A 19,391-nucleotide genomic window follows, 5' to 3' on the forward strand; every position below is an offset into this window, starting at 1 on the left:
CGCAAGGGGGCTACTATTGGGTGATGACCTCCATGCCCCCCGAGGAGCGGATCGGCTCGCACGTCAAGCGCACCGAACAGGCGCTCCTCGCGGCGAAGAACGCGGCGCTCAAGCCCTCCGCGGTGACGGTTCCGCAGTACGCGGCCCTGCTCTGGCTCGCCGAGAAGCCGGGGATCTCCGCGGCCGCGCTGGCCCGCCTGTGCGGGGTGACGCCCCCGACCATGACCACCGTCCTGAAGAACCTCCAGGAGCGCGGGCTCATCGAGCGCTCTCCGCACGAGTGGCACCGCAACGTCCTGGAGACCCGCCTCACGCAGGAGGGGCGGGCCGTCATGGAGCAGGCCGACGCCGCCGCCGTGGCGGTGGAGCGGGCGCTCGTCGGCGAGTTCTCCGAGGAGGAGCGCGAGCTGCTGGTCCGGCTGCTGGGGCGGTGCGTGCAGGTGCTCGACACCCAGAGGTGATCCGGGTCAGAGGTGATCTGAGTCAGAGGTGATCTGGGCCAGGGGTGATCTGGGCCAGGGGTGATTTGAGCCAGAGGTGATCTGGCGCCGACCGGTTCCCGCGAGCCGATATTCGGCTCGTCTTTTTGCCGGTTCTTGGAACGGAATGCTGCATTCGCACATCAGAAGCAAGGGGGACGCCCACAGCTTCTGTCCCGCTCGGGGGCAGCCATGACCGTTCGGAGCGAAGTCCGTGCACCAGTACCCGCAGCGCCAGCGGCCCGAGGACCAGCCGCGACCGCCGTACCCGCAGTACGAGGACCAGCCGCCGCGGCAGGCGCCACCGCGGCAGGCACCGCAGGGGTACCCGCCGTACGCGGAGCAGCGCGGCCGCCGCCCGTACCCCGATCCGCACGCGCAGCAGCCGCCACCGCCACCGGGCTCCGAGGCGTACGAGCACCCATACGACCAGCACCCGTACGAGCAGCACCCGGCCGGTCCGCCCTGCCCGGATCCGAGCGCCCACATACGCCCGCGGCCCGGCGGCGACGGGCACGGGCCGGACGACTCCGAGCCGCCCCGCAAGCGCTCCCGCCGCGCGATATGGATCAGCGCCACGCTGGCCCTGGTCCTGCTGCTGGGCGGCGGCGGCTTCGCGGCCTGGAAGATGGAGTGGTTCTCCGGCAACGGCGAGGCCGTGAGCTTCGGCAAGGACCAGGCGTCCGGCAAGGGCTCCGGCGACGGCGCCAAGGGCGGGGCGCAGGCGGCCGCGCCCTCCGGTGACCCGGACGTGCTGATGCCGACCGGCCCGAAGGCCGACTTCAAGCAGGTCGCCAAGCTGGACGACGGCACGATCATCGCCAAGACGACGCTGGCCGGCGCCAAGTCGGGCTTCACCGGCGACGTGTGGGTGTGGGCCCCCAAGCAGTACGACGACCCGAAGTACGCCAAGAGCGGCTTCCCGGTGCTCATCGCGCTCCCCGGCGGCGAGGGCTACCCGACCAACTACTGGGCCGACCGCAGCCTCGGCCTGCACAAGGCGATCAGCGACGGCGTCAAGGCCGGCACGAGCCTGCCGTACGTCGTGATCATGCCGGTGCTCAACCCGGACGCCAAGTTCTACTACGACGGCTCCGACATCCCGGGCCAGCCCAAGATGGGCACCTGGATGGCCGAGGACGTCCCGAACTTCGCCAAGGCCAACTTCCGCACCTACAAGTCCCGTGACGGGTGGGCCTTCATGGGCTCCTCCTCCGGTGCCTTCGTCGGCATGAAGACCGTCCTCCAGCACCCGGACAAGTTCAAGGCCGTGATCGCCAGCGGTGGCGAGATCGTCCCCGACTCCCCGCTGTGGAAGGGCCACCAGGCGGAGATGGACGCGAACAACCCGGAGAAGCTCGCCAAGAAGCTGATCGACGGCAACGGTCCGGAGGTCTACATCAACTTCCAGATCGGCACGAAGGAGACCGGCAAGGACCGGATGGTCAAGTTCCAGCAGCAGTACGGGAAGGGTCCCGTCAAGACCACCATCCGCGACATCCAGAACGGCGAGCACAACGGCTGGCACTACGTCCGGGGCATGAAGGAAGGCTCCCTGGAGTGGATCAGCAAGGTGCTCAAGGCCCCCAAGCCCGAAGCGGGCTGACCCCCCCGGCCGACCAGGCATGCAGCACGCTGCCCGGGGGCGGGCGTGGCCCACACCACGTCATGCCCGTCCCAGGCAACCCATCCGGTCGTTGAAGCCTCTGTAACGGGTGTAAGGGGGACCGATCGGTCCGACCCGCGCCCGTCCGGGCGCCGGAGAAGGAACGGGACAATTCGTGCAGCATGACCAGCTTCAGGGCGACGGCCGCCTCGCGGTCGAGGAAGGCCCCGTGACCGCGGGCCGGCCGCGCCCCAAGCGCCGCCTGCGCAGGCTTCTGATCGTCGGCGGGCTCGCGCTCGCGCTGACCGCCGGGGGCGGAGCAGCGTACAAGTTCGGCCTTTTCTCGGACATAGGGGATCCCATGTCCTTCGACAAGGTCAACAAGGCCAAGGAAACGGCCGCAACCCAGAGCGTCCGGCCGGGGGTCAGCATGCCCGCCGGCCCGAAGGCGTCCTTCGTCCGCACCAGCCGGCTGCCCGACGGCACGCAGATCGCCAAGACGACGCTGACCGGCGCGAAGTCGGGCTTCACCGGCGACGTGTGGGTGTGGGTGCCCAAGGAGTACGACGACCCGAAGTACGCCAAGAGCGCCTTCCCGGTCCTGATCTCCCTTCCCGGCGGCCGCGGCTACCCCAAGAACTACTGGGGCACGGGCCCGGGCCTCGGCCTGCAGCAGGCCGTGACCGACGGGGTGAAGGCGGGGACCAGCCTCCCCTTCATCCTCGTCATGCCGGTGATCAACGCCGACACCAAGAACCACTTCGACGGCTCGGACATCCCCGGGCAGCCCAAGATGGGCACCTGGATGGCCGATGACATCCCGGCTTTCACGAAGGCCAATTTCCGCACCTTCACCTCCCGCGACGGCTGGGCCATCATGGGCTCCTCATCGGGCGGCTTCGGCGCGTTCAAGCACGTCCTGAAGCACCCCGACCGCTTCAAGGCGGCCATCGCCAGCGGCGTCGACATCGTCCCCGACTCCCCGCTGTGGAACGGGAACAAGCAGGCCATGGACGCGAACAACCCGGAGAAGCTCGCCTCGAAGCTGATCGCCGCGGGCGGCCCGGAGGTCTACGTCAACTTCCAGATCGGCACCGCGGAGAGCGGCCGCGACAAGGCCGAGAAGTTCATGAAGGAGTATGGCAGGGGCCCCGTGCACACCCGCCTGCAGGTGATCCAGGATGGTGAGCACAACGGAAAGTCGTATGTTCGCGGCATGAGGGAGGGCTCCCTGGAGTGGATCAGCAAGGTGATGTTGGCACCGACCCCCGATCCCGGCGTGCGCTGAACGCCGTCGTGAGGGGGGCCTCCGCAGCGGCCGTCGCCGGTGTGGCGGCCGCGCTCGCCGTCGGATTCATCAAGGCGACCGACGGGGACGCGGGCGCCGTGCACCCCTTCCCGGGCGTCGGCGTGCTCATGGCGAACGGGGAGCACTGGTGCACGGCGAGCGTCGTCGACAGCCCCAAGGGCACCGTCGTCGCGACCGCCGCGCACTGCGTGGCCCCGGCCGGGGAGAACGGCGAGCCCGGCGAGGTCGCCCACGACGGCCGGGAGATCGGCGACCTGTCCTTCGCCCCCGCCTTCTCGGGCGAGGGCGCGGGCAGGCAGCCGCTCGGTGCGTGGAAGGTCCGGGCGGTCCACGTGGACGAGCGGTGGACGAGGTGGGGCGAGGACACCGCCGACTACGCGTTCCTCAGCATCGAGCCGGACGAGGACGACATGACCGTCCAGCAGGCCGTCGGGCCCGGGGAGGCCCCGGCGCCCGAGTGGACCTCCGGCTACGAGCGGGAGGTGACGGTGGTCGGCTACCCCGAATCCGGCCGCAACCCGCAGAACAAACCCGTCTCCTGCACGACGCAGACCACCCACGACGAGGACGACCCGGCCATGCTGTACATCAGCTGCGCCGGCTTCTGGACGGGCACCAGCGGCAGCCCCTTCATCGCCGACCGGGGCGGGCCGGGCAGCCCCGGCCGGCTGATCGGCGTGCTGAGCGGCGGGGACACGGACGTGGACTCCACGGCCGCCCTGTTCGACGAGCGGGCCAGGGCCCTGTACGAGCAGGCGGCCGCGGACTGACGGGCTCCCGGCCGGATCAGCCCTTCAGGAGGCCGTTCAGCTCCCCGTACGCGAGGGCGTCGGCGACCGCGGTGTACGTGCCGTCCGCGAGGAGCTCCTCGGCGGCGCGGCGCACCACCCCGTACGCGGCCTCGGCGACCCAGGAGCCGAGGCTGACGCGGGCCACGCCCAGCGTGCCGAACCCGGCCACGGACGGGGCGCCGGGCCCGGCCAGGACGTTCAGCGGGGCGTCGATGCCGCGGGCGAGCTCGGCGACCACGGCCGGATCGGTGACCCCGGGCACGAAGATGCCGGAGGCGCCCGCCCGCAGGTAGGCGGCGGCCCGGTCCAGGGTCTCGTCGAGGCGGCCCGCCGGGTCGCCGAGCCCGAAGAGGAACGTGTCGATCCGCGCGTTGACGTACAGCGGGACCCCGGCGGCGTCGGCCGCGGCCCGGGCCGCGGCCAGGCGTTCCGCGTGCTCGGCGGGCTCGCGGGTGCCGTCCTCGATGTTGATGCCGACCGCGCCGGCTTCGACGACCCCGGCGACGGTCTCCCCGACCCCGGCCGGGTCGGCGCCGAAGCCGCCCTCGATGTCGGCGGTGACGGGGACGGAGACGGCGCCGGCCACGCGGGCGACGAGGTCGAGCGCGCGGTCCCGGGCCAGGGAGTCCCCGTCGGGGGCGCCGAGGGACCAGGCGACCCCGGCGCTGGTGGTGGCGACGGCCGGGGCGCCGGCCGCCTCGACGAGCCGGGCGCTCACCACGTCCCAGGCGTTGGCCAGGGCGAGCGGGGCGCCGGGTGTGTGCAGGGAGGCGAAGCGGCGGGCAAGGTCAACACGGTCAACACGGTTGGTCATGGGGTCAGTTCAGCAGACGGCCCCGGCCCCTGACCGGCGATTTTCCGACATGTACGTCCGCCGCCCCGCCCGGCCGCCCGCCCCGCCCGGCCGCCCGGCCGCCCGGCCGCCGGGCCGGCTCAGGGGGCCAGGCCCGCCTTCAGGCCCGTCCCGCACAGGGGGACCACCGCCGTGCGGCCGCCCAGGGGGTTCGACGGGGCCGCCGGGCCCACCGCCGCCCAGCAGGCCGCCGCGGTCGGCTCCACGAAGAGCCCCCGCCCCGCCAGGTCCCGCTGCGCGGCGCGCAGGGCCTCCTCGGACACGGTCAGGAAGGTGCCGCCGGACTTGCGGACCGCCGCCAGGATCTGCCGGGCCCGCGGCGGGGCCGGGATCGCGATCCCCTCGGCCAGCGTGGGCAGCTGCTCCACCGCGTCCGCCTCCTCCGCGCCGGCCTCGAACGCCGCGGCCAGCGGGGACACCGCCGCCGCCTGCACCGCGATCAGCGCCGGCGGGCGCACCCCGCGCCGGGCCAGCTCCTCCACCGCCAGCGCCGCGCCCAGCAGCAGGGTGCCGTTGCCGACGGGGACGACGAGGGCCTCGGGGAGCCGGCCGCCGAGCCCCTCCCAGACCTCGTACGCGTACGTCTTGGTGCCGTGCAGGAAGTACGGGTTGTAGACGTGGCTCGCGTAGAAGACGCCGGGGAGGTCGGCCTCGGCCCGCGCCGCCTCGGCGGTGGCCTCCCGGCCGCCCGGGACGACGCGGACGGCGGCGCCGTGGGCCCGCATCTGCTCGGTCTTCTTCGCCGACGTGCCCTCGGGCACGAAAATTTCACAACTCAGCCCGGCGCGGGCGCAGTACGCCGCGACGGCCGTTCCCGCGTTGCCGCTGCTGTCCGCGATCACCCGCTCCGGGCCCAGTCGCCGGGCCAGTTCCACGAGCATCACGGCGCCCCGGTCCTTGAACGAACCCGTCGGCATCAGGAAGTCGAGCTTGGCGTGAATCCGCTCCGCCAGCGGGACCAGCGGAGTGTTCCCCTCCGAGAGGGTGACGGAGAAAGCGCCGGGCAGCGGCAGTGCGGAGCCGTACCGCCAGAGCGAGTTGGGGCCGGCGGAGGGGGTGAGCTCGGTGGCCGGATCCGGTGTGAAGTCGAGGTCCCACGGGCCGCTGCAGACGGGGCAGCACCAGGGCGCCGTCCGGGCGTCCGCGCGCGTGCCGTCGTCGGGGCAGACGTATCCGGGGATTGCGTGCGTCATGTGCGCAGCACCTTTGCTCATTCATGGCCGGTGTATGACACGGATGTTACGCGCTCGCCTTCCCCTTGTGGGATGCCGAGCCGCTGGGCCAACCTTTCGGAGGCGGCAGCGCGGCAGTCCCTCCGCGGATTGTCATGACCATGTCTAAGCGCGCCTCGTCATGGTCATGTCCCCACCCCGCACGACGCCCCCGCGACGCCGTCCCGGATCCCCGAAGCGCACCACCGACGAGGAGGACCCCCCACATGTCCATGCGTCACACCCGCCGGAAGGCCGCCGGGCTGAGCGCGGCCGCCGCCCTGGCCCTCACGCTCGGCGCCACCGCCGCGCTCCCCGCCTCCGCGGCCGACTCCGGCGCACAGGGCGTCATCGAGAACGCCGGCGCCCCCGGCTCCGTGGCCGGCAGCTACATCGTGACCCTGAAGGACACCACCCGCTCGACCGAGGCCGGCGGCAAGGCCGTCGCCAAGAAGTACGGCGCCCGCATCGACCGCACCTACAGCGCCGCCCTCAACGGCTACTCCGTCGAGGTCTCCGAGGCGCAGGCCGGGAAGCTCGCCGCGGACCCGGCGGTCAAGTCCGTCGTGCAGAACCGCGTCTTCACCGTCGACGGCGCCCAGGGCACCCAGCCCAGCCCGCCCTCCTGGGGCCTCGACCGCATCGACCAGCGCGCCCTCCCGCTGAACAGCAGCTACACGTACCCCGACAAGGCCGGCGAGGGCGTCACCGCGTACGTCATCGACACCGGCGTGCGCATCACCCACACCGACTTCGGCGGCCGCGCCTCCTACGGCTTCGACGCCATCGACAACGACAACACCGCCCAGGACGGCCACGGCCACGGCACGCACGTCGCCGGCACCGTCGCGGGCGGCAGCCACGGCGTCGCCAAGAAGGCGAAGATCGTCGCCGTCCGCGTCCTCGACAACAACGGCTCCGGTACGACGGCCCAGGTCGTCGCCGGCATCGACTGGGTCACCCGGAACGCGGTCAAGCCGGCCGTGGCCAACATGTCCCTCGGCGGCGGGGCCGACTCCGCCCTCGACACCGCCGTCCGCAACTCCATAGCCTCCGGCATCACGTACGCGGTCGCTGCGGGCAACGAGTCCACCAACGCCAGCACCAAGTCCCCGGCCCGCGTCGCCGAGGCCATCACGGTCGGCTCCACCACCAGCAGCGACGCCAAGTCCAGCTTCTCCAACTACGGCACCGTCCTCGACCTCTTCGCCCCCGGCTCCTCCATCACCTCCGCCTGGGGCACCGGCGACACCGCCACCAACACCATCTCCGGCACCTCGATGGCCTCGCCGCACGTCGCCGGCGCGGCCGCCGTGCACCTCTCCCAGAACCCGTCGAACACCCCGGCCCAGGTCGCCTCGGCCCTCGTCGCCGCGGCCACCCCGAACGTGGTGACCAGCCCCGGCACCGGCTCCCCGAACCGCCTGCTGTTCGTCGGCGGCGGCACCACCCCGCCCGGCGGGCCGCGCTTCGAGAACACCGCCGACTTCGCCGTCAACGACAACGCGACCGTCGAGTCCCCGCTGACCGTCAGCGGCGTCTCCGGCAGCGCCCCGGCCGCGCTGGGCGTCTCGGTCGACATCAAGCACACGTACATCGGTGACCTGAAGGTCGACCTCGTCGCCCCCGACGGCTCCGTCTACACCCTGCACAACCGCGGTGGCGGCAGCGCGGACAACATCCTGCAGACCTACTCCGTCAACGCCTCCTCGGAGGCCGCGAACGGCGTCTGGAAGCTGCGGGTGAACGACAACGCCAACATCGACACCGGCAAGATCGACTCGTGGGCGCTGCAGTTCTGAGCCGGCCCCGCACCACGGGTCCGAACCACGCCTGAACCCGGGCCTGAACCGCGAACCTGAACCAGGAGCCCGAACCGCGCTTCTGGGCAACGCACCTGATCCAGGGTCACCGCAGAGCGCCACCGGCGCGGTGAACCGGAACCGGCGGGGGCGACCGACACCACGGTCGCCCCCGCTGTGTACTGTTTCGCGCATTCGTTCGCGTCACCCTGCGATGGAGCCCGTACCCCGTGAGCACCCAGCCGCCGCCCCACTGGCCGGCTCCGTCCCCCCGGCAGGACCAAGGGGAACCGGCACTCAACGGTTTCGCGCTGGCGTCGCTGCTGGTCGGACTGGTGTGCCTGCCGCCGCTCGGCATCGTCTTCGGGATCGTGGCCCTCGTCCAGATCGCCGGGAAGGGCGAACGGGGCCGGCCGCTGGCGATCACCGGCCTGGCGGTGTCGCTCGTGACGACCCTGCTGCTGCTCCTGGCCGTGGACCGGGCCGCGGAGCCGCTCTTCTCCCGCCTCGACGGGCTCGCGCCGTACGAGGACGTCGCGGGGGAGGTCGCCGCCATCGACGAGCTGCGGACGGGGGACTGCTTCAACGTCCCCGGCGGGGACCTGATGGACGAGGACCCGCTCTTCTACCGGGTCGCCTGCACGGAGCCGCACCACGGGGAGGTCACCTCCTCGGCCCGCTTCGACCCGGCGCACTTCCGCGGCAGCCGGCAGATGAAGAGGGCGGCCACGGAGGCCTGCTGGCGCGCCCAGGACGCCTACGCCATGGACTCCTGGGCGCTGCCGGCGTACGCGGAGCTGTTCTGGTTCGCGCCCCCGCGGGAGGGGGCGGCCGGCGGCGAGCGGCGGCTGCTGTGCGTGATCGGCACGGCGGACGAGGAGCACCGCGGCAGCCTGCGCCGTGACGCCGGGCTGCTGCAGCCGGACCAGGTGGCCTTCCTGCACGTGATGAACGAGGCCGACCTGGCGCTGGGGCACGGGCCCGACGGGGACCTCGACGAGGCGCTGCCGGCGTACCGCGCGTGGGCCCGCGAGGTGGACCGGGCGCTGGCGGCGGAGTCCCGGGTGCTGGAGGAGGCCGCGGCGCGCCGGCCGGAGCTGGCCGGGCCGGCGCGGGCGCAGCTGAAGGAGGTCGCGGCGGCGCGCGCGGCGTGGCAGAAGGCGGCCGCGGCGGTCCGGCCCGCAGACTTCCAGGACGCCTGGGACCGGGCGGCGGCCGCGCTGACGGTGGCCACGGAGAAGGCGCTGCGCGGGGCGTACGGCCTGTCGGTGGTGGTGCCGGAGTGGCTGGCGGAGGACGAGCGGCGCGGCGGGGCGGACGAGGGCCCGGACGCCGGATCCGGCGGCGGGTCCGGTGGCGGGTCCGGTGGCGGGTCCGGTGGCGGATCCGGCGGGCGGCCGGGCGGCAGGGCCTCGGCGGCGCCCGCCTGAAACCGCGGTGGGTAACGCGCGGCACGGGGTTTCGGTGACCAGCCTTCATCACTTCGGGTGAAACCCTGGCCCTCGCTTGCGGCGCACAACCGACCGTTGCCAGGGTGTGGCTGTCTGTCAACCTGATGGGAGGGCCTCAGTGGCTTTCGGTGAGCAGCCGGCCTATCTGCGCGTCGCCGGGGATCTGCGACAGAAGATCGTCGATGGGTCCCTGCCCCCGCACGCCCGGCTCCCCTCGCAGGCCCGGATCCGCGAGGAGTACGGGGTCTCCGACACCGTGGCGCTGGAGGCGCGCAAGGTCCTCATGGCCGAGGGCCTGGTCGAGGGACGCTCCGGGTCGGGCACGTACGTACGGGAGCAGCCGGTGCCGAGGCGGGTCGCCCGCTCCGGCTACCGCACGGGCGGGCCGTCGACGCCGTTCCGCCAGGAGCAGGCGGAGTCGGGGGCCCGCGGGACGTGGGAGTCCGGCAGCGAGCAGGCCGCCGCCCCCGCCGCGATCGCGCAGCGGCTCGGCATCGAGCCGGGCGAGCGGGTCATGCGGACGCGGTACGTCTTCCGCGACGCGGGCGAGGTGATGATGCTGTCCACCTCGTGGGAGCCGCTCGCCCTGACCGGCCGGACCCCGGTGATGCTGCCCGAGGAGGGGCCGCTGGGCGGCTCCGGGGTCGTCGACCGGATGGCCGCGATCGACCTCGTCGTCGACAACGTGGTGGAGGACGTCGGGGCGCGGCCGGGCCTCGCGGAGGAGATCGCCCTGCTGGGCGGCGTTCCCGGGCATGTCGTGCTGGTGATCGGCCGGACCTACTACGCCTCCGGGCGGGCCGTCGAAACCGCCGACGTGGTGGTCCCGGCGGACCGCTACCGCCTCTCCTACCACCTCCCGGTGCGGTAAACCTACCGGCGGGTTTCGGCGCGATCCCGACCGGCGCCGATGGCTCCGGTTCGCTGCGGGCCTGCGCGGTTGTGCCGGGCCCCGCCGCGAGCCCCTCGCCCGCGCCTGCGCCGCCGCGCTCCGCATGCCCCCGCCGCGCCCCCTTCGCCGGGGGTGCCCGCCGAGGGGGCGGCCGCCGGGCACGGGCCGTCCGGCCAGGGCCGGAGCACCGGAGCGGCCCCGGCGGAGGGGCGCGTACGGGAGCTCGCCCGCCCCGGTGGTGCGCCGGGTCCGGACCGGCGTGCGCGGCTCACTCGTACGCATGGCCGGATGCATACGCCGCCGAGGTTCCTCTTCGTGAAAACCCGTATCCGCTCAGTAAAGGTCGGGCGTAAGCTCGGGCATATGCGCAATGGGGTTTCCCGGGCAGGTGGATCGGCGGAGGGTGAGACGCGATGAACGACAGCGGTGCCCTGCTCCCGTGGCTGGTCATACGTCAGGACGACAACGGCAACCGCTACCGGGTGGGCCGATACCCCACCCGCGCCGAGGCGCAGAAGGTGGTCGACAGCCTCGACGGCCTCGGACACAAGCAGCTCTACTGGGTCGAGCGAATCGGCCAGACGGCCACGACGAACTGAGCCTCGCCGCCTTGGCATAGGCTCCGCCCATGACGGAACGTGTGGTCGTGGGCGGAGCCCTATGCCATCAGGGCCGCCTGCTGGCCGCCCGGCGCAGCGCGCCGCCCGAGCTGGCCGGCCGCTGGGAGCTGCCCGGAGGCAAGGCCGAACCCGGCGAAACCGACCCCGAGGCGCTGGTCCGCGAACTGCGCGAGGAGCTCGGCGTGGAGGCCGAGCCGCTGGAGCGCATCCCGGGGGAGTGGCCGCTGAAGCCCGGACTCGTCCTGCACGTGTGGACCGCCCGGCTGGTCTCCGGCGAACCCGCCCCCCTGGAGGACCACGACGAGCTGCGCTGGCTCGAAGCCGGGGAACTGGACTCGGTGGACTGGCTCGACCAGGACCGCCCCGCGGTCGCCGAGGTCGGGCGCCGGCTGCGCGCGGCGCACACCGGGTCGCACGGGGGCGCATGAAGCCCGCCTTCCCGTCCGTCCGTGCCACAGTGCGCCGGTACCCGAGGGATGCGTGGTACGACGCCGCGAATATCGGGTATGGCCCTATTAGTCCCTAATCGTGTACCGCCCCAAGAGGCCCTCTCCCGGCTGAACCGGACGGGGGCCGCTGCCGGCCCGGGAAGTGATCGGCGTGATCGACACAGACGGCGAATGTGCCGAATGGGCCTTCCCTGCCGAGCCCGGCGCCGTCCGCACCGCACGCCACGCCGTGCGCGGCCAGCTGCGCTCCTGGGGCCTCGATTCCGTCGGCGATGTGACCGTTCTGCTGGTCAGCGAGCTGGTCACCAACTCCCTGCGCTACGCCTCGGGCCCGATCGGGGTCCGGCTGGAGCGGCGCGAGCAGGCCGGCGGGGGCCCGCCGGAGGGCCCCGCCGAGGGGGGCGCCCTGCTCGTGGAAGTGTCCGATCCGCTTCCGGATCCGCCCCGCGAACGCGTCGCGAAGGCCGACGACGAGGGCGGCCGCGGGCTGCACCTCCTGGCCGCCTCGGCACAGCGCTGGGGGACACGTCACGGCAAGTCGGGCAAGACGGTGTGGTTCGAGTTGGCTCTTCCTGGTGAGTAACAAGGTGAAGGGTGGCCGACGATCACCCGGGATGGCTCGAAACAGTCGGGACCTTTTCGTGATCGGGAACGCCGTGCCGTCCGGGGCCGTGGTGCTGAATACTTCGGTCATGGCCGGTCCGGTTGCGGTGAGCTGGAGGGGACGGTCGCGTGAGCGAGATACCTGCGCAGGCACATCAGGCCCGTGTGCCCGGGGAGACATGGCACGACTCCCTGTGGCACAGCAGCCCGCCTGGCTCGATATATGACTACATCAAGGTCGCATCGTTCTCGATCGGACCGGACGGCCTCATCGACCAGTGGAGCCTGCGCGCCGAGGAACTGTTCGGCCTGACCGCCGCCGAGGTCGTGGGACGCGACCCCGTCGACGCCTTCATGCCGCCGGAACTGCGCGAAGGCGGCCACCGGCGGGTCGCCGAGATCCTCGACGGCAAGGAATGGACCGGCCTCGTCCCCTTCCGCATCCCCGGGGGGAACGGCGCCCACGGCATCGCCGAGATCTACGTGATGCCCACCGAGACCGAAGCCGCCGAACGGGCCGCACTCTGCGTCGTCGTCGACGTCCGCGCCCTGCGCCGCATCGAGTCCGACCTCGCCGCCTCACAGGCCATATTCGGCCAATCCCCTTTCGGCTTCCTCCTCTTCGGCACCGACCTCACCGTCCAGCGCGCCAACCGCCGCTTCACCACCGTCTTCGGCGGCGCCGCCGAAGAGCACCGCGGCCGCACCGTCCACGACTACCTCCCGCCGCAGGAAGCCGACCGGATGGCCGAAGCCCTCCGCAGGGTCCTGGACACCGGCGAAGCCATCACCGACCTGCGGATCACCGGCGCCGCCCCCGGCCGGCGGGAGAACCGCCACTGGTCCATCAACCTCTACCGCGTCCACGGCGCCAGCGGCCGCCCCGTCGGCGTCGCCGGCATCGGCACCGACGTCACCCGCCGCCACCTCGCCGCCCGCGAAGCCGCCGGAGTACGGCGCAATCTCGCCCTCCTCAACGAAGCCGGACACCGCATCGGCACCTCCCTCGACCTCGAAACCACCGCCCGCGAACTCCTCGACGTCACCGTCCCCGGCTTCTGCGACCTCGCCGCCGTCGACCTCTACCAGGGCCTGCTCCTCGGCGACGACGACCGGCCCGCCCGCCCCCAGGGCCCCGGCGTACCCTCCCTGCCCCCCGGACAGCGCAACGGACGCGCCCCCTCCGCACCGCTGCGGCGGGTCGCCTTCGCCTCCGCCGTCTCCGACGCCCCCCTGTCCGGCGCCGGAGCCGCCGTCGCCGTCGGCGAGACCCACCGCTACCCGGCCGCCTCCCCCGGCGCACTGGCCCTGCGCACCGCACGGCCGCGCATCATCGAGGGCGGCGGACCCGACGACCTCGTCCAGTCCACCCTCGTCGTGCCGATGGTCGCGCACGACACCGTCGTCGGACTCGCCCGGTTCTCCCGCACCAAGGGCAGCGAGCCCTTCGGCGAACGCGACCGGGCCGTCGCCGTCGAACTCGCCGCCCGCGCCGCCGTCTGCATCGACAACGCCCGCCTCTACCGGCGCGAACACGAACGCGCCCTCATACTGCAGCGCAGCCTCCTCCCACCCGGCGACCCCGAAGCGGCCGGCCTCGACATCGCCTGCCGCTACCTGCCCGGCAACGCCGCCACCGAGGTCGGCGGCGACTGGTTCGACGTCATCGAACTCCCCGGCCACCGCACCGCCCTCGTCGTCGGCGACGTCATGGGCCGCGGCCTGCGCGCCGCCGTCGCCATGGGCGAACTGCGCACCGCCGTACGCACCCTGGCACTCCTCGACCTGGAACCCGCCGAGGTACTCGCCGCCCTCGACGAGATCGCCCGCGGACTCGGCGCCCCCGGAGGCTCCCAGCAGGCCTCCCGCGCCGCCCTGCAGGCCCGCGACGCCGACCGCTCCGAGGTGTACCTCGCCACCTGCGTGTACGCCGTCTACGACCCCGTCACCCGGCGCTGCACCATCGCCAACGCCGGCCACATGCCGCCCGTCCTCGTCGAACCCCCCGAGCCGGGCGCCCCGCCCCGGCCCGCCCTGCTCCTCGAAGTCCCGCCCGGCATGCCCCTCGGCGTGGGCGGCGAACCCTTCGAGGAAGTCGAGATCGACCTCCCCGAAGGAGCCCTGCTCGCCCTCTACACCGACGGGCTCGTGGAATCCCGCGACCACCCGCTGGAGGAAGGCCTGCGCGGCCTCCGCGAAGCCCTCGCCGACCCCGTACGGCCCCTGGAGGACGTCTGCGACCACGTCCTCAACACCCTCGACACCCGCCACGGCGAGGACGACATCGCCCTGCTCATGGCCCGGGTCCAAGGACTGCCCGTGGAAGCCGTCGGAGACTGGCACCTGCCCCGCGAAGCCCGCTCGGTGGGCCGCGCCCGCGAACTGGCCCGGACCAAACTGCCCGCCTGGGGCCTGGAAGGGCTCCTCGACACCACCGAACTGCTCGTCAGCGAACTCGTCACCAACGCCCTGCGCTACGGCGAGGGCGAGATCCGGCTGCGGCTGCTGCTGGACCGGACCCTGGTGTGCGAGGTGTGGGACGGCAACCTCGTCCAGCCCCGGCGGCGCCGGGCCCGCGACACCGACGAGGGAGGACGCGGCCTCCAACTGGTCGGCATGCTGTCCGCCGGCTGGGGCACCCGCCGCACCCACCGCGGCAAGACCGTCTGGTTCGAACTGCCGCTCCCGGGAGCGGAGGGCGACCCACCGCCGGAACTGTCGGCGGAACAGCTGCTGAACATGTACGGGTGAGCATGTGCAGGTAGGGGCCGCGGTGGGGCGGTAGGCGGTGCCGGGCGGTGCCGGGCGGTGCGGGGCGGCGGGAACGCCCCGCCCGGCGGGAACTACGGTGCACCCATGGATGCCGCCGAACTCGACCAGCGGGCCCGGACCCACGACGGGTGGATACCTCCGCAGCTGGTCACCCACCTCCTCGACCACGGCCACCGCGACACGGTCACCACCCTCGCCCGCACCGGCGACTGGTTCTGCGCGGACGGCCTCGCCCGGCAGCTCGCCGCCGACGGCCGCCACGACGACGCCCTGGCGCTGCTCGCCCCGTACGCAGCCACCGGCTGGTGGAAGGCGGCGGCCCGAACCGCCGAGCTGCACGAGGCCGCAGGCCGGCCCGACGAGGCGGCCGCGGCCCTGCGCCCCGCCGCCGAGACCGGGGAGCGCCCGGCGCTGGACGCCTTCGCCCGGCTGCTCGCCCGCACCGGCCGTGCCGCCGAGGCGTACGCGCTGCTCCGGCCGCACACCGAGGACGCGCTCCTCGCCGAAGCCCTGGTCGAGGTGACCGCCGGACTGGGCCGGGACGAGGAGGTCGCCGCCCTCCTCGCCGCCCGGATCGAGGCGGCGCAGCAGGGAGGGTGCCGGCGGTGCGGCGATCCGGACTGCTACCGCGCACGGGACCTCGAACCGTTCAACGCGATCGGCCTGCTGGCCTCCGTACGCGAACGGCAGGGCCGGACCGACGAGGCCATCGCCCTCCTGCACACCCGCGACATCACCTCGGTCAACGGCCGGGACCAGCTGGCCGACCTGCTCGCCCGGCACGACCGGATCGACGAGCTGCGGGACTACGCGGCGGCCGAACCCCTCGGCGACGCGGCCCGCCGCCTCGCCGAACTCCTGGAGGAACGGGGCGACGTGGACGGCGCCGCCGCCGTCCACCGGACGGGCGTGGCCGAGGGCTCGGGGAACGCGGCGGTGTACCTCGCCGAACTCCTGGCCCGGCACGGCAGGGGGGACGAGGCCGTCGAGGTGCTGCGCTCGCTGTGGAGCACGGACGACTGGCTCGTCGACCGCCTGTGCACGCTCTACGCCGACCAGGGACGGGCCGAGGAGGGCCTGGCCCACCTCGACGAACTCCGGGCCAGGACCGGCCCCGACGCCGACGCGTGGGAGGTCCACTGGCAGCGGCCCCGGCTGCTCCTCGCCTGCGGCCGGGTGGAGGAGGCGGTCGAGGTGACGCGGGCCCACCCCGAAGGGCAGGCCTGGTACGCGGTGGAGCACCTCGCGCATCTCCTCACCGAGGCCGGACACCCGGACCGGGCCGTCGAGCTCCTCGACCCGGCCACGGGCCGCGGCGGCAAGGACCTCGCCGTTCCGCTGCTGCGGTTGGGCCGCGTCCAGGAGGCCGTGGCCGTGCTGCAGCGCCGCAACCCCCCGCCGGTCGGCTTCCCGCCCACGGCCTGGAGCGACGACCCGCCGTTCTAGTGCGGGCGGGTGGATCTCTGGTGCGGGCGGGTCGATCAGGCCGCCCCGCCGGACTTCAGGGCCGCCAGGCGTGCCTCGATCTCGGCGGAGCGGTCCAGGTCGTCCAGGGCCTCGAACTGCGCGTCCAGGGAGGAGGCCGCCAGCTCCTGTCGGCCCAGCGCCCGAGCCTCCTCCCGCCGCACCTTGTCCTCGAAGCGGCTCAGCTCGCTCGTCGGGTCCATCACGTCGACGCTCTGCACCGCGTCCAGCATCCGGTTCCGGGCCTCCGCCGACCGTACGCGCGCCACGAGCTCGTCGCGCTTCGCCGTCAGCTCGGTCAGCTTCCCCTTCATCGCCTCCAGGCCCGCCTTCAGCCGGTCGACGACCTCCGTCTGGGCTGTGATCATCGGCTCCGCCGTCGCCGCCTCCCGCTCCGACTGCAGCTGCCGGCCCAGGGCCACCTTGGCCAGGTGGTCGAACCGGTCGGCCTCGGCCGCCGACCCGGCCGCCCGCAGCTCCGCCGTCGATCCGGCCGCCCGCAGCTCGTCCGCCTTCCGGCTCGCCGCGAGCGCCTTGCGGCCCCACTCCGCCGCCGCGTCCACGTCCTCCCGGTGGTCCGCCTCCAGCATCCGCAGGTTGCCGATGGTGGTGGCGACCGCCTGCTCCGCCTCCGAGATGTTGTTGGTGTAGTCCCGGATCAGCTGGTCCAGCATCTTCTGCGGGTCCTCCGCCTGGTCCAGCAGGGCGTTGATGTTGGCCTTGGCGAGCTGGGCGACACGGCCGAGGACGGTCTGCTTGCTCACGGGTCGCTCCTTGGGTGGGGGGTTGTGGTGGGGGGTGGGGAGCTGCGGTGGGAGGGGAGTCAGAAGCGGCCGCCGCCGCCCATGCGGCCGCGGGTCCCCCCGCCGCCGAACGAGCCCGGCCCGAAGCCCCCGCCGCCCGCCGAGCCCCCGCCGAAGCCTCCGCCGTGGCCGCTGCCGAAGCCGCCGCCGCGCAGGATCCCGCCGAGGATGATCCCGCCGAGCATCGCGCCGCCCATACCGCCGCCCCCCTGGTGCCCGGCTTCGCCGAACGGGTCCCGGAAGCCCCGTACGTCCTCCTCCGCCAGCTGCTGCGCCTCCCGCGCCAGCACGTCCGCCCGCTGCGCCTCCGCCAGCGCGCCCGCCGCGTCCGACTCCGCCAGCGACTGCGACCGCTCCAGATGCCGCTGCGCCTCCGCCAGCCGGGTACGGGCGCGGCTGCCGACCGCACCCCGGCTGGTCGTGACGTAGTCCGCCGCCGCGGCCGCCGCACTCCGCGCCGACAGCAGCGCCTGGTCCAGCAGCGCCGCCGCCCGCCGCCGGCCCGACTCCTGCTCCCGCGCCGCCGCAAGGGCCTCGTCCAGCGCCGCATCGGCCTCCTCGGTCCGGCGCAGGGCGTCGATCGGGTCGTACCGGCCGGCCGCCACCTCCTGCCGTACGGCCGACACCACCGCCTCCGCCCGGCCGATCCGCCCCCGCAGATCCGCGGTCGGCGCCCCCTCCGCGGTTCCCGACAGCAGCCCGCGGGCGTCGGCCAGGTCCGCCTCCGTCTCGGTGAGGGCGCCCGGCAGCTTGCCCGCCGCCTCCGCCAGCTCCTGCGCCCGCCGCTCCACCGCGTCCACCAGGGTCGCCGCCTGGCCCACCGCGCCCTCAGCCGCCCGTACGTGCACGGCTGCCGCCCCGCTGTCGCCGCCGTCGACCGCCTCCCGGGCCCGGGCGGCGTTGTCCGTCGCGAACCGGAGCCGGTCCTCGGCCTGTTCGGCGTGGCCGGCCACCGGGGCCGACGCCGAGTCCGCGTACCTGCCGCGCAGCGCGGTCAGGGTCGCCGCCGCCGTCACCGCACGGCCCGTCAGATCGCGTACCCGGGCCTCCACCTCCGCCAGGGCCTGCGGGACGTTCCGCTCCAGGTCCCGCAGCCGGTCGAAGTCCGCGGCCTCGGCGTCGAGCCGCCGGTCCGCCTCACTGCACCGGGCCACGATCTCGTCCAGCATCCGCCGCCGCGTCGCATCGTCCTCCGGGTAGGCGTCGTCCAGCTGCTGGCGCAGCCGGAACGCCGCCGTCAGCTCCCCGTTCGCGAAGGCCACGGCCCGGGTGAAGGAGGCCACCGCCGCGTCGCCGAACTGCGCGGAGGCGAAGCCGAGCTCCTCGGAGCTGGTGCGGACCGCGTCGTCGGTGTCCACCAGCAGCGCCCTGGCCTTGGCGTCCAGGTCGGGCAGCGGCAGGGCCGTCGTGGTCGCGGGCCGCTCCCCCCAGCCGGTCGTGGTGCGCGGGCCGCCGCCCGGCGCGGAGCCCTTGCGCTTGCGCCGGGTGTACGCGTATGCGGCCAGCGCCGCCGCCGCGCCGACGGCGACCACCGGCAGCACGAAGTCCCCGGCGCCCGTCTCCCCGTTGTTGTTTCCGCTGCTGCCCGGGTCGGGCTCGCCGGGGGTGATCACCGGCGTCGGGATGGGCTTGCCGGCGAGTACGGCGCCGTAACCGTTCGCCGCCCCGATCGCGGCCCCCGCCCAGTCGTTCTGCCGCAGGGCGGGCTCGATCGCTCTGCGGGCGACCGCCGCGAGCTGCTCGTCGGTGAAACCGGACCCGACGTCGGCCGAATAGGCGTACGTGCGGGACCCGGTCGCCACGGCGAGGAGCAGGTCGTCCCGGCCGAGCCCGTTCTTCTGCGCGGTGGCGTCGGCCCAGCTCTGCGCCGACCTCCCGGAGAAATCGTCCACGTAGACGACGAAGAGCTGCACCGCGTGATCCCGGTACAGCCGGTCCAGCGCGCGGGTGACCTCGGCCGTCCGATCGCCGAGGGCCCCCACCCGGTCGGTGATCTGCCCTTGCCGGGACAACGTGACGGGGTCCTCGGCGGGCAGGGGGAGGGCGGGCCGGCCGACGGCTCCGGGTGCCGGGAAGGCGTGGAGTCCGGCCGGGACCGGTGCGACGGCGAACAGCGTGACGGCCAGCGGTGCGACGGCGGGTGCGAGCGCAGCCCGGATGCCCCGGAAGGCTGTCCCGGTGTGGGGTCTCCTTTTCGGCGGCATCACATGGGGGAGCGTATGGGGGCTTTTGTCTCGTCGCGACCGGAGATCCGGGGGAGGGGGAGGGGAGGAGGGAGGGCGGCAT

The 19,391-nt window shown here is 73.8% G+C and carries 16 protein-coding genes; 12 read left to right on the forward strand and 4 right to left on the reverse strand.

Features of this window, described 5'->3' with window-relative positions; translation table 11 throughout:
- Window positions 1-23 precede the first annotated feature (23 nt).
- The 4 genes from ACIQUT_RS12835 to ACIQUT_RS12850 all read left to right on the forward strand — a co-directional run bounded on the left by ACIQUT_RS12835 (window position 24) and on the right by ACIQUT_RS12850 (window position 4,164).
- Window positions 24-461, forward strand: a complete 438-nt coding sequence (locus tag ACIQUT_RS12835) for a MarR family winged helix-turn-helix transcriptional regulator (RefSeq protein ID WP_403562335.1) — start codon at window positions 24-26, stop codon at window positions 459-461.
- A gap of 232 nt (window positions 462-693) precedes the next feature.
- On the forward strand, window positions 694-2,085 hold the full coding sequence (locus ACIQUT_RS12840) for an alpha/beta hydrolase-fold protein (RefSeq protein WP_403562337.1): 1,392 nt from the start codon (window positions 694-696) through the stop codon (window positions 2,083-2,085).
- Window positions 2,086-2,260: 175 nt separating this feature from the next.
- Window positions 2,261-3,373, forward strand: coding sequence for an alpha/beta hydrolase (locus tag ACIQUT_RS12845; protein ID WP_403562338.1), 1,113 nt, complete (start codon window positions 2,261-2,263; stop codon window positions 3,371-3,373).
- Window positions 3,374-3,381: 8 nt separating this feature from the next.
- Window positions 3,382-4,164 carry a trypsin-like serine peptidase gene (locus ACIQUT_RS12850; protein WP_403562340.1) on the forward strand — a complete coding sequence of 261 codons (783 nt, stop codon included), beginning with the start codon at window positions 3,382-3,384 and terminating at the stop codon, window positions 4,162-4,164.
- Window positions 4,165-4,180: 16 nt separating this feature from the next.
- On the opposite strand, the gene ACIQUT_RS12855 is transcribed toward ACIQUT_RS12850, so the two are convergent.
- Both ACIQUT_RS12855 and ACIQUT_RS12860 read right to left on the reverse strand, forming a co-directional pair.
- Window positions 4,181-4,999 carry an isocitrate lyase/phosphoenolpyruvate mutase family protein gene (locus tag ACIQUT_RS12855; protein WP_403562342.1) on the reverse strand — a complete coding sequence of 273 codons (819 nt, stop codon included), beginning with the start codon at window positions 4,997-4,999 and terminating at the stop codon, window positions 4,181-4,183.
- Window positions 5,000-5,118: 119 nt separating this feature from the next.
- Window positions 5,119-6,231 (reverse strand): pyridoxal-phosphate dependent enzyme, encoded by a 1,113-nt coding sequence (locus ACIQUT_RS12860; protein ID WP_403562344.1) that lies wholly within the window; start codon window positions 6,229-6,231, stop codon window positions 5,119-5,121.
- 251 nt (window positions 6,232-6,482) lie between these two features.
- Between ACIQUT_RS12860 and ACIQUT_RS12865 the strand changes: the two genes are divergently transcribed.
- From ACIQUT_RS12865 to ACIQUT_RS12900, 8 genes are all read left to right on the forward strand, one after another.
- Window positions 6,483-8,051 carry a S8 family peptidase gene (locus ACIQUT_RS12865; RefSeq protein WP_403562516.1) on the forward strand — a complete coding sequence of 523 codons (1,569 nt, stop codon included), beginning with the start codon at window positions 6,483-6,485 and terminating at the stop codon, window positions 8,049-8,051.
- Between the two features lie 230 nt (window positions 8,052-8,281).
- On the forward strand, window positions 8,282-9,481 hold the full coding sequence (locus ACIQUT_RS12870) for a DUF4190 domain-containing protein (protein WP_403562346.1): 1,200 nt from the start codon (window positions 8,282-8,284) through the stop codon (window positions 9,479-9,481).
- A gap of 139 nt (window positions 9,482-9,620) precedes the next feature.
- Window positions 9,621-10,373, forward strand: a complete 753-nt coding sequence (locus tag ACIQUT_RS12875; protein WP_403562348.1) for a GntR family transcriptional regulator — start codon at window positions 9,621-9,623, stop codon at window positions 10,371-10,373.
- A 434-nt stretch (window positions 10,374-10,807) separates the two neighbouring features.
- Window positions 10,808-10,993, forward strand: coding sequence for an SPOR domain-containing protein (locus ACIQUT_RS12880; protein WP_403562350.1), 186 nt, complete (start codon window positions 10,808-10,810; stop codon window positions 10,991-10,993).
- A gap of 29 nt (window positions 10,994-11,022) precedes the next feature.
- Window positions 11,023-11,442: a (deoxy)nucleoside triphosphate pyrophosphohydrolase gene (locus ACIQUT_RS12885; RefSeq protein ID WP_403562352.1), complete on the forward strand. Its 420-nt coding sequence runs from the start codon at window positions 11,023-11,025 to the stop codon at window positions 11,440-11,442.
- 163 nt (window positions 11,443-11,605) lie between these two features.
- Window positions 11,606-12,046: an ATP-binding protein gene (locus tag ACIQUT_RS12890; RefSeq protein WP_403562354.1), complete on the forward strand. Its 441-nt coding sequence runs from the start codon at window positions 11,606-11,608 to the stop codon at window positions 12,044-12,046.
- Between the two features lie 149 nt (window positions 12,047-12,195).
- Entirely contained in the window at window positions 12,196-14,817 is a 2,622-nt protein-coding gene (locus ACIQUT_RS12895) for a SpoIIE family protein phosphatase (RefSeq protein ID WP_403562356.1), read from the forward strand.
- A 105-nt stretch (window positions 14,818-14,922) separates the two neighbouring features.
- Window positions 14,923-16,284, forward strand: a complete 1,362-nt coding sequence (locus ACIQUT_RS12900) for a hypothetical protein (RefSeq protein WP_403562358.1) — start codon at window positions 14,923-14,925, stop codon at window positions 16,282-16,284.
- A 35-nt stretch (window positions 16,285-16,319) separates the two neighbouring features.
- Here the strand turns inward: ACIQUT_RS12900 and ACIQUT_RS12905 are convergent, their stop codons facing one another.
- The gene (locus tag ACIQUT_RS12905; protein ID WP_403562359.1) at window positions 16,320-17,066 is read right to left on the reverse strand and encodes a PspA/IM30 family protein; all 747 of its coding nucleotides are present in this window, start codon (window positions 17,064-17,066) and stop codon (window positions 16,320-16,322) included.
- A gap of 59 nt (window positions 17,067-17,125) precedes the next feature.
- Window positions 17,126-19,309, reverse strand: coding sequence for a TPM domain-containing protein (locus tag ACIQUT_RS12910; RefSeq protein ID WP_403562361.1), 2,184 nt, complete (start codon window positions 19,307-19,309; stop codon window positions 17,126-17,128).
- Window positions 19,310-19,391 lie beyond the last annotated feature (82 nt).

The organism is Streptomyces sp. NPDC090445 (assembly GCF_044769385.1).
Lineage (GTDB): Bacteria > Actinomycetota > Actinomycetes > Streptomycetales > Streptomycetaceae > Streptomyces.

Excerpts from the sequence above, each read along its gene's own strand:
- ACIQUT_RS12880 (WP_403562350.1), top strand. The coding sequence starts at position 10,808 with ATGAACGACAGCGGTGCCCTGCTCCCGTGGCTGGTCATACGTCAGGAC.
- ACIQUT_RS12860 (WP_403562344.1), bottom strand. The coding sequence starts at position 6,231 with ATGACGCACGCAATCCCCGGATACGTCTGCCCCGACGACGGCACGCGC.
- ACIQUT_RS12885 (WP_403562352.1), top strand. The coding sequence starts at position 11,023 with ATGACGGAACGTGTGGTCGTGGGCGGAGCCCTATGCCATCAGGGCCGC.
- ACIQUT_RS12910 (WP_403562361.1), bottom strand. The coding sequence starts at position 19,309 with ATGCCGCCGAAAAGGAGACCCCACACCGGGACAGCCTTCCGGGGCATC.
- ACIQUT_RS12855 (WP_403562342.1), bottom strand. The coding sequence starts at position 4,999 with ATGACCAACCGTGTTGACCGTGTTGACCTTGCCCGCCGCTTCGCCTCC.
- ACIQUT_RS12835 (WP_403562335.1), top strand. The coding sequence starts at position 24 with ATGACCTCCATGCCCCCCGAGGAGCGGATCGGCTCGCACGTCAAGCGC.
- ACIQUT_RS12900 (WP_403562358.1), top strand. The coding sequence starts at position 14,923 with ATGGATGCCGCCGAACTCGACCAGCGGGCCCGGACCCACGACGGGTGG.
- ACIQUT_RS12865 (WP_403562516.1), top strand. The coding sequence starts at position 6,483 with ATGCGTCACACCCGCCGGAAGGCCGCCGGGCTGAGCGCGGCCGCCGCC.